The organism is Nocardia sp. NPDC004722 (genome assembly GCF_053601505.1).
Genome location: NZ_JBSGBY010000349.1, coordinates 1 through 8,945 on the forward strand (window position 1 = coordinate 1; position 8,945 = coordinate 8,945).

The window sequence follows — 8,945 nt, forward strand, 5'->3', positions numbered from 1 at the left end:
GTTACCCTCGGGGCCCCCCCCCCCCCCCCCCCCAACCCCCCCCCCCCGCCCCCCCACCCGGGCCCCCCCCCGCTTCGTTGTTCGACGACTGGTCAGCTGAGCCGGTGCAGCACCTCGGGCAGATCCTCCGAGTGCACGACGGCCAGGCGCTGGGTGGCGCGGGTGAGGGCGACGTACAGGTCGTTGAGGCCGCGGGGCGACTCGGTCAAGATCCGGTGCGGCTCGGCGAGGATGACCGCGTCGAACTCCAGGCCCTTCACATCGTGGACGGTGAGCACGCGCACCGAATCATCGCTCAGGTGAGCGAGTTCCGGGGCCACATCGTGCGGCACGATGACCGCCGTGGTGCCCGGCTGTTCGGCCTCGGCGGCGATCAGCCGCTTGATCTCGTCCGCCAGTTCGGTGGACGCCACCCGCACGGCGGCGGGCGCGAAGCCGGAGTCGCGCACCGAGCGCGGCGACGGCGCGGCCGGGTCGATGGCGGCCAGCACGTCGCCCGCCACCGCCATGATCTCCGAGGGCGTGCGGTAGTTGACGGTCAGCTCGGTCAGCTTCCAGCGTTTGGCCACATAGGGTTCCAGCACCTGCTGCCACGAGGACGCGCCCGCCGGGTCGCCGGTCTGCGCCACATCGCCGACGGCGGTGATCCAGCGATTGGGGATGCGGCGCATGACCATTCGCCACGCCATCTCCGAAAGCTCTTGCGCCTCATCCACGATGACGTGCCCGTAGGTCCAGGTGCGGTCGCCCGCGGCGCGTTCGGCGGTGGTCTGCCGGGTCCGCACCTGCTGGCGTTCGGCCAGCTGGGAGGCGTCGATGAGGTCGTAGGCCATGAGCAGTTCCGGGTCGAGGTCATCCTCGAGATCCTGTGGCGCGGAACCGGTCAGGATGTCCAGGGCGTCCTGCGCCTCGGCCAGCTGCGCGCGCCAGCGGCGGCGGGAACGCTCACGCTCCTCGCTGTCGTCGATGCCGAGCAATTCGGCCAGTTCGTCGAGCAGCGGGGCGTCAGCGGCACTGAACTCGCCGCTGTCGGAGCGGTACAGCTCGGCGCGGTCGGCGGCGCTGAGCTGCCCGGCGGCGTTACCCAGCCGCCGCGGGTCGGCCCACAGCCCGCCCAGCACCTCCTGCGGGGTGAGGATCGGCCACAGCCCGGCGATGGCGCGCTGGATCTCCGGGTCGGCGCGCATCTCGTCGCGGATCTCGGTGAGATCGGTCTGGCTCAACAGGTTTCGCCCGCCCAGCGGGTTCGCGCCGATGGCCGCGGCCAGCTGATCGGTGAGCGCGTCCACCACCCCGGCGGCGAAGATCGGCCGCGCGAGATTGTGCGCACGGCGCGAGGAGCGGGCGCGGCCGCGGGCCTTGGTGGCGATCTGGCGGTTCAATTCCAGTTGATGCCCGTCGAAGTAGAGCCGGATCGGCTCGCGCGGCACCTCCTGCCAGTCGCGCACCGCCTTCTTGAGCACCTCGAGCATGGCGAGCGAACCCTTGAGCTCCCCGGCGCGCAGCGAATCCTCCAGTGTCGCGCGCACTCCCGGGTACAGGTCGCCGATGGTCGACAGCAGCACGCCGGTCTCGCCCAGCGACGGCAGCACCTGGCCGATGTAGTCGAGGAAGGTGGAGTTCGGGCCGATGATCAGCACGCCGGCCTTGTCCAGCTGCTGACGGTAGGTGTACAGCAGATACGCCGCGCGGTGCAGCGCCACCGCGGTCTTGCCGGTGCCGGGCCCGCCCTGCACCACGAGCACGCTCTTGTGCTCGGAGCGAATGATGGCGTCCTGCTCGTGCTGAATGGTTTCGACGATGTCGTTCATGTGCCCGGTGCGCGCGGCATTGAGCGCGGCCAGCAGCGCGCTCTCGCTGCCGACGCCGCCGTCGCCGCCGATCACGCCGTCGCGGCGGGCGGCATCCAGGTCCAGGTACTCGTCGTTGATCGCGGTGACGGTGCGGTTGCGTGAACGGATGTGGCGACGCCGGGTCACGCCGTCGGGCGCGGCGGTGGTGGCCAGGTAGAACGGGCGGGCCATGGGCGCGCGCCAATCCAACAGCAGCGTCTCGTAATCGGCGCTCTCGTCGAGGATGCCGATGCGGCCGATGTAGCGCAGTTCGCCGTCACCGGTCTGTTCGCCGCTGCCGTCGTCGGCGAGGTCGATGCGGCCGAAGCATAGGCCGTGTTCGGCGGCATCGTATTTGGCGAGATCCTCGGAGTACAGCTGCGTGAACGACTCGCGTTCGGTGCGCGCCTGCGGGGTGCCGCCGGTCTCCAGCAGTACGGTGCGCAGCCGCCGCTGGGCGTAGGCGCGCATGCCGTCGAGCTGTTCGTAAAGCTTCGTGAGGTACTGCTGCTCGCGCTCCATGTCCGGGGATACCGCGTTGGCGGCTTCTGACACGGAACGCTCCTCGGTGAGGTCGGGCAAAACGGAACTCCTTGTTCACCACGTCTGCCGGCACGGGCGCGGCACGCGAAGCATCGAGAACAGAGTTATCGAGTTTAGTTCCCGATTGCCACGCGTGCCGTACCGGCTGGTTAACGTGACGAGGAGCTCAGGAAGCGTGGGTGCTGTCGCTGCGGCGGCTCAGCGTGGTGCTCTGGTGATCGGTCGCCTTGGCCCGGTACATGGCCAGATCGGCGTCGTGCAGCACGGCTTCGGGGGTGCGGCCGTCCCCGGCGTGCAGGTGGGTGACGCCGATGGAGGCGTCTACCTGGATGCGGTGCCCGCGCGCGATGATCGGCTCGGCCATGGTCTGGCGCAGCCGCGCGATCAGCGTCTCGAGGTCGTCGCCCAGGGTGCGCCCGGACAGCAGCACCAGGAATTCGTCGCCGCCGATGCGGCCCACGATGTCGTCGGCGCGCAGCCCGCGCTGCAGGCGTTGCGCCACGATCTGCAGCACGGTGTCGCCGATGGCGTGCCCGAGGCCGTCGTTGATCGCCTTGAACCCGTCCAGGTCGATGAACAGCACGCTCGACACCGGCAGGTTCTCGCTGGTGCCCAGCGCCGCCGACAGCCGCGAGAGCACGAGCGCCCGATTGGCCAGCCCGGTCAGCGGATCGTGGGTGGCCTGGTATTCCAATTGCCTTCGGCTGGCCCGGAATTCGGTGATGTCGTTGAACGAGGACACGGCCGCCGATTCCGGATCGTCCGGATTGAGCAGGCGGCTGTTCGCGGAGAGCCAACGCCGCTGCCCGTCGGGGCGGTCGAGCCCGAACACGAAGCGGGTCACGATCTCCCCGGTCGCCAGCGTCCGGATGACCGGATACCAGGACGTGGGCATGGGCTGGGCGTTGGCGTCGAGCAGGCACAGCGGGATGTCGTAGATGTGGGTGCCGACCAGATCGTCGGCGTCGTAGCCGAAGATGCGGCGCGCGGCCGGATTCGCCGATTCGATGCGCCCGTCCTTGTCGATCACCACCACGCCCTCCTCGAGCTGCGACACCACGGTGGTGAAGAACTGCTCGGCGCGGGCGGCGGCGGCCTCGGCGGCGCGCTGCGCGGTGAGGTCGTGCACGACCACCTGATAGGCGAGGTGCTCGTGCCAGGCGGTGAGCACCGAGACGGTCTCGACGTCCACGCTGCCGCCGTCGCAGCGGCGCAGGGTCATCTCGGTGGGAACCGACGCGGTCCCGGCGATGGTGAGGCGGCGGATGCGCTCGAGCATGGGGGCGACGGAATCGGGTTGCACGAAGTCCATGACCGGCTGCCCTACGACGTCCTCGGGGGCGTCGGCCACGAGTAGGCGCAGCATCGCCGGATTGGCGTAGACGACGGTGCCGCGCTCGTGGACCACGACCCCGTCGGGGCTGTAGTCGACGAGGGATCGGTACCGCTGGGCCAGCTGTTCGGCATCGGCCGGGTCGTTCGCCCGATCGTTACCCGCCACTTCTTGCACCCCCTGCTCGTCGTTGCAACACGTCGCTGGAGCACGGCACCCTACTCGTTATCTGAAAAGTTGCTAGTGCACGTTCTCAGCGGTATTGAATGAATCACAGTCCTGCACAGCATCGGCCCGAGATTGGTGATCATTACGGGCAGTGTCCCGAAAGGAGCGATGCAAATGCCTGGCACCATCCGCGAACCCGAGACCACAGGTCGGCATCAAGATCATATGACGATTGCCGGAATCGGCGCCGTCACCGGGTACGGCTGGGGCCGTGAAACCCTCTGGGAGGGTTTGCTGAGCGGCAAACCCGCCGCCCGGCTCTTTCCAGGGTACGGGCCCGATCGCGATCGCAACGGATGGGTTGCCCGCGTGCCGGAAGGTGGCGATCCGGACTTGCCGGACAGCCGGTATCTGCGCGCGATCATGGGCGCGGCGCGCGAGGCGGTCGGCGATGCGCACGAGCGCGGCTGGCGGCCCGGGCGCACGGTCGGCCTGCTGCACGCCATCGTGCTCGGCAACGTCTACGAGTGGCGGGACTTCTACACCGTCGACGGCGGGCAGCGGCGTTCCCGCGACTATCTGCGATTACTTCCCTCGACCCCGGTGTCGATGCTGATGACCGAGTTCGGGTTTCACGGCCCGGCCATGAATGTGACCGCCGCCTGCTCCTCGTCGAACGTGGCGATGATCACCGCGCAGATGTGGATGGCCCAGGGGATCGTCGACGACGTCCTGGTGGTCGCGACCGATATGTCCGCCATTCCGGAAATGGTGCAGCCGTTCGTCGGGCTGGGCGCGGCCGTCGACGACACCGACCCGCTCGACGCCTGCCGCCCGTTCCAGGAGGGCAGCCGCGGCTTCGGCTTCGGCGAGGCGTCGGTGGGATTCGTGGTCACCCGCGAAGCCGACAACCCGTACGCCGCGGTGCTCGGCGGCGGTATGTCCAATGACGGCCACCATGTGATCTCGGTCGAACCGTCCTACGAGCAGATCTTCGAATGCGTGCGCCGCGCCCTGGCCAGCGCCGACGTCCGCCCCGACGAGGTCGCCTACCTCAACACCCACGGCTCCGGCACCGCCCAGTGCGACGCCGCCGAGACCACCCTGCTGGCACAGCTTTTCGACGACAGACCCCAGGTGGTGGCCCTCAAGCCGCTGGCCGGGCACTGCCAGGCCGCCTCGGCGGGCGTCGAATTGGCCGCCGCCGCACTCGGTTACGACCGCGACATCCTGGTCTCCGCCCCGATCGTCGCCCCCGCCCACGCACGCCTGGTGGACGGCGTCCAGCAGGGCGTCGAGGGCATCACCGTCAAAACCGCCCTCGGCATGGGCGGCCACAACTCCGCCGTGGTCCTCGGCCCGATCGGCTGACCCACCTCCGTCATTACGGCGGTGCAGCGGGTCCTCGACGAACGGATCCCCGACCAAACGGATTCAGTGCAGTGGCACGGACCAGTGCAGTTTAGTGCCGGTGCTGGTGCCGTTCGCGTTGTCGTCGCCGTTGCCGTTCTCCGCGCCGTTCTTGGCGCGGCGGGGATACACCGCCAAGCTGCCGCCGGATTGTTCGGCGCGGCGGGCCAGGTTGGTGAGGCCGCTGGGGGTGATGCCGTCGGGGATGCCGCAGCCGTTGTCGGCGACGACGATGGTGAGGTCGTCGGCGACGCCGATGTCGATGGTGATGGTGTCCGCGCCGGAGTGGCGGACGGCGTTCGAGACTGCTTCGCGCACAACGGCTTCCGCGTGATCGGCGAGCGCGGGTTCGACCACCGACAGCGGCCCGGTGACGTGCATGAGGGCCCGGATGTCGGTGGCGGTGGTCTGCTGTTTGATCGCGCGTTCCAGGCGCTGGCGCAGCCGGGTGCTGTGCCCGTCGCCGCCGTGCAGGTCGAAGATGGAGGTGCGGATCTCCTCCACCACGTCCTGCAGATCGTTGATGGCGTCGGCAAGCCGTTGCTGCACTTCGGGTATCCGGGCGCGCGGCACGGTGCCCTGCAGCGACAGGCCGATGGCGAACAGTCGCTGGATGACATGGTCGTGCAGGTCGCGGGCGATGCGGTCGCGGTCGGTGAGGATGTCGAGTTCGCGCATACGCCGCTGCGCCACCGCCAATTGCATGGCCAGCGCGGCCTGATCGGTGAAGGCGGCGATCAACTCCATCAGTTCGCCGGTGTAGGGCGCGGATTCGGCCGAGCGCAGGGTGATCAGCACGCCGAGCGTGGAATCGGGGGTGTGCAGCGGCAGCACCAGCGCGGGCCCGACCCAGGGGGTGGGCAGGCCCAGATCGATGTGGCGGGCGTCGTCGAAACGCAGCGGGGTGCGGGTGGTGAGCGCCTTGCCGACGGCGGTGTCGGTGGCGCGCACCACCTGCCGGGCCGGCGTGGACTTCTTGGACTTCGCGGACTTGGCCGACGGCGACGTCTCGCCGGGGACGGACCATTGCGCGACAACGAGTTCCGCGACCTGCTCGGGCAGATCGTCGGGATCGACCACCGCCAGCAGCGCCCGCTGCGAGGCGGTCAGCTCACGCGCGTGCTCGACCACGTGGGCGAGCACCTTGCTGGGCTCGGTGTCGGCGAGGAATTCGGTGGCGATATCGCGGGTGGCCTCGATCCACGCCTGCCGGGTGCGGGCCTGCTCGTAGAGCCGGGCATTGTCGACGGCGATACCGGCCGCGGCGGCGAGCGCCTGCAGCAGCACCTCGTCGTCCTCGGTGAAGGGGTGCCCGCCGGATTTATCGGCGAGATACAGGTTTCCGAAGACCTCGCCGCGGATGCGGACCGGCATGCCCAGCAGGGTGCGCATGATCGGATGGTGCTCGGGGAAGCCGATCGCGGCGGGGTGGCGGGCCACGTCGTCCAGGCGCAGCGGTTCGGGCTTGTCCAGTAGCAGTCCGAGCACCCCGTGCCCCTCGGGCAGATCCCCGATCAGCACCCGGGTCTGTTCGTCGATGCCGTGAAAGATGAACTGGTTGAGCTGTTTCTCGTGCCCGCGCACCGCGAGCGCCCCGTAGCGGGCGTCGACGAGGATGGTGGCCGCCCGCACGATGGTGCTCAGCGTCTGGTCCAGATCCAGCCCGGAGGTGACCGTGAGCATGGCCTCGACCAGCCCGTCGATGCGGTCACGCGCATCGATGATCTGTTCGACCCGATCCTTGACCTCGGTGAGCAATTCGCGTAATCGCAGTTGCGACAGCGTTTCACGCACCGAGTACGGGCCGGTGCGGGGAATGTCGTGCATTGTTGTCCTGCGGTCCGGCGGATGCGACACGGCAGGGGAAGTCTATGCCGTCCGGGGTTGCCGGAAGGTTGTCATGCCGAACGTGACTGTCCCGTACGGAGTTTCGAGGCCAGCACGGCGGCCTGGGTGCGGCGTTCCATGCCCAGTTTGGCCAGCAGTCGGGAGACGTAGTTCTTGACGGTCTTCTCGGCCAGGAACATGCGTTCGGCGATCTGCCGGTTGGTCAGGCCGTCGCCGAGCAGATCGAGCAGTTTGCGTTCCTGATCGGTCAAACCGGCCAGCGGGCCGTCGAATTCGGTGCTGCGCCGCAGCCGCGCCATCAGGGCGGCGGCCGCGCGATTGTCCAGCAGCGAGCGGCCCGCCCCGACTTCCTTGATGGCCTTGGCCAGTTCCATGCCCTTGATGTCCTTGACCACGTACCCGCTGGCTCCGGCCAGGATGGCGTCCATCATGGCCTGTTCGTCGGTGTAGGAGGTGAGGATCAGGCAGCGCAGATCGTCGATGTCGGCCAGCAGATCCCGGCACAGTTCGATGCCGTTGCCGTCGGGCAGCCGCACGTCGAGCACCGCGACATCCGGGCGTAAGGCCGGGATCCGGGCGAGCGCCTGGGCGACGTCGCCGGCCTCGCCGACCACGGTCAGTTCGGGATCCTCCTCGAGCAGATCGGTCAGGCCACGGCGGACGATCTCGTGATCGTCGACCAGGAAGACTTTGATCACGACGGCCTCCAAGCTCATCGGTGTCGTGGACGCGTGAGTACTGCGCGCGAGTGGTATGGGCCAACGTAACTCGCGGCGCGCCAGGGAGATACCGCCGAAGGTCCCTAATTCCCACACCAGTGAACGCGCCATGATTTTTTGTCGGAGAATTTTCCCTGAAAGTGGTCGGTTTTGGGACTTTCGGCACTGTCGAGGGCCTCGGGGGTGTGTTGCCATGGAGGCGGGTTGCCGGGTCGGAACACGGAAGCGGGGTCGGCTATGGGCGCGTTCGATGTGTGGTCGAGTGGAATCGATCCGGATTTCGTAGTGGCCACCCACGGGCCCGTCCCGTCGGGGGAGGTGACCCGTGTGGTGCGCGGTCTGGGCCAGGATGAGTCGGGAACCGGTGTGCCGTTGATGGTTTCGGGGCCGTGCAGGTCGACGGGGAAGGCGGGGACGGCGGTGGTCGGGGTGATGAGGACGTCGTGGTCACGCATCAGGCGGGCCATGGCGTTGACGACGGTCTTGCGGGTGATGTTGGCGTCGGTGAAATCCGTTGCGGTCCAGGGCTGCCGTAGCCAGGCGACCAGGTGGGGGGACATGCGGTCGCCGTGTGCGTCGGCCATGGCCCGCATGCCGGTGAGGTCGGTCTCGGCCATGATGAGCGCGGAGAACGCGGCGGCCGGGTCGGGCCAGCGGGGGTCGACGGTTTCGACGTGGCAGCCCAGCCGCTCCCCCACCACGTCTCGCACGGCGCGCTCCACGATCGCGCGAACCTGCGGGTCTACAGGCAGATAGCCGAGATCGAGACTGACGGCCACGCGGAGTCCGGCGACCGTGTCGGGGCGCTCGGCACCCGCGCGGGCCGCGCCGAGCCAGTCGACGTCCGCGCGGGGGATGGAGTGCCGGTCACGTGGGTCGGGCCCGGCGAGTACCGACAGCATCAGGGCCGCGTCGGCGACGGTGCGGGTCAGGGGGCCGATGTGTTCGATGCTCTCCCAGCCGGATACGCCCGGAAACCGTTCGTCGCGGCAACCGGGATACACCGGCACCCGGCCCATCGAGGGCTTGACGCCCACCAGCCCGCACAGCGCGGCGGGGGCGCGGACCGAGCAGCCGCCGTCACTGCCCAAC

Annotated in this window: 6 protein-coding genes; 1 reads left to right on the forward strand and 5 read right to left on the reverse strand. The window is 69.0% G+C overall.

What is annotated here, in order from left to right; genetic code table 11:
- Positions 1-92 precede the first annotated feature (92 nt).
- Positions 93-2,354, reverse strand: coding sequence for a HelD family protein (locus tag ACWELQ_RS28730; RefSeq protein WP_452400162.1), 2,262 nt, complete (start codon positions 2,352-2,354; stop codon positions 93-95).
- Positions 2,355-2,541: 187 nt separating this feature from the next.
- On the reverse strand, positions 2,542-3,876 hold the full coding sequence (locus tag ACWELQ_RS28735) for a diguanylate cyclase domain-containing protein (protein WP_452400158.1): 1,335 nt from the start codon (positions 3,874-3,876) through the stop codon (positions 2,542-2,544).
- A gap of 225 nt (positions 3,877-4,101) precedes the next feature.
- On the opposite strand from ACWELQ_RS28735, the gene ACWELQ_RS28740 reads away from it, so the two are divergent.
- Positions 4,102-5,247: a beta-ketoacyl synthase N-terminal-like domain-containing protein gene (locus ACWELQ_RS28740; protein WP_452400159.1), complete on the forward strand. Its 1,146-nt coding sequence runs from the start codon at positions 4,102-4,104 to the stop codon at positions 5,245-5,247.
- A 63-nt stretch (positions 5,248-5,310) separates the two neighbouring features.
- Here ACWELQ_RS28740 and ACWELQ_RS28745 read toward each other — a convergent pair whose 3' ends face one another.
- The 3 genes from ACWELQ_RS28745 to ACWELQ_RS28755 all read right to left on the reverse strand — a co-directional run.
- Positions 5,311-7,113 (reverse strand): GAF domain-containing sensor histidine kinase, encoded by a 1,803-nt coding sequence (locus tag ACWELQ_RS28745; protein WP_452400160.1) that lies wholly within the window; start codon positions 7,111-7,113, stop codon positions 5,311-5,313.
- A gap of 71 nt (positions 7,114-7,184) precedes the next feature.
- Entirely contained in the window at positions 7,185-7,832 is a 648-nt protein-coding gene (locus ACWELQ_RS28750) for a response regulator transcription factor (protein ID WP_354846173.1), read from the reverse strand.
- A gap of 104 nt (positions 7,833-7,936) precedes the next feature.
- The coding region (locus ACWELQ_RS28755) for an amidase (protein ID WP_452400161.1) at positions 7,937-8,945 on the reverse strand (1,009 nt) is incomplete at its 5' end.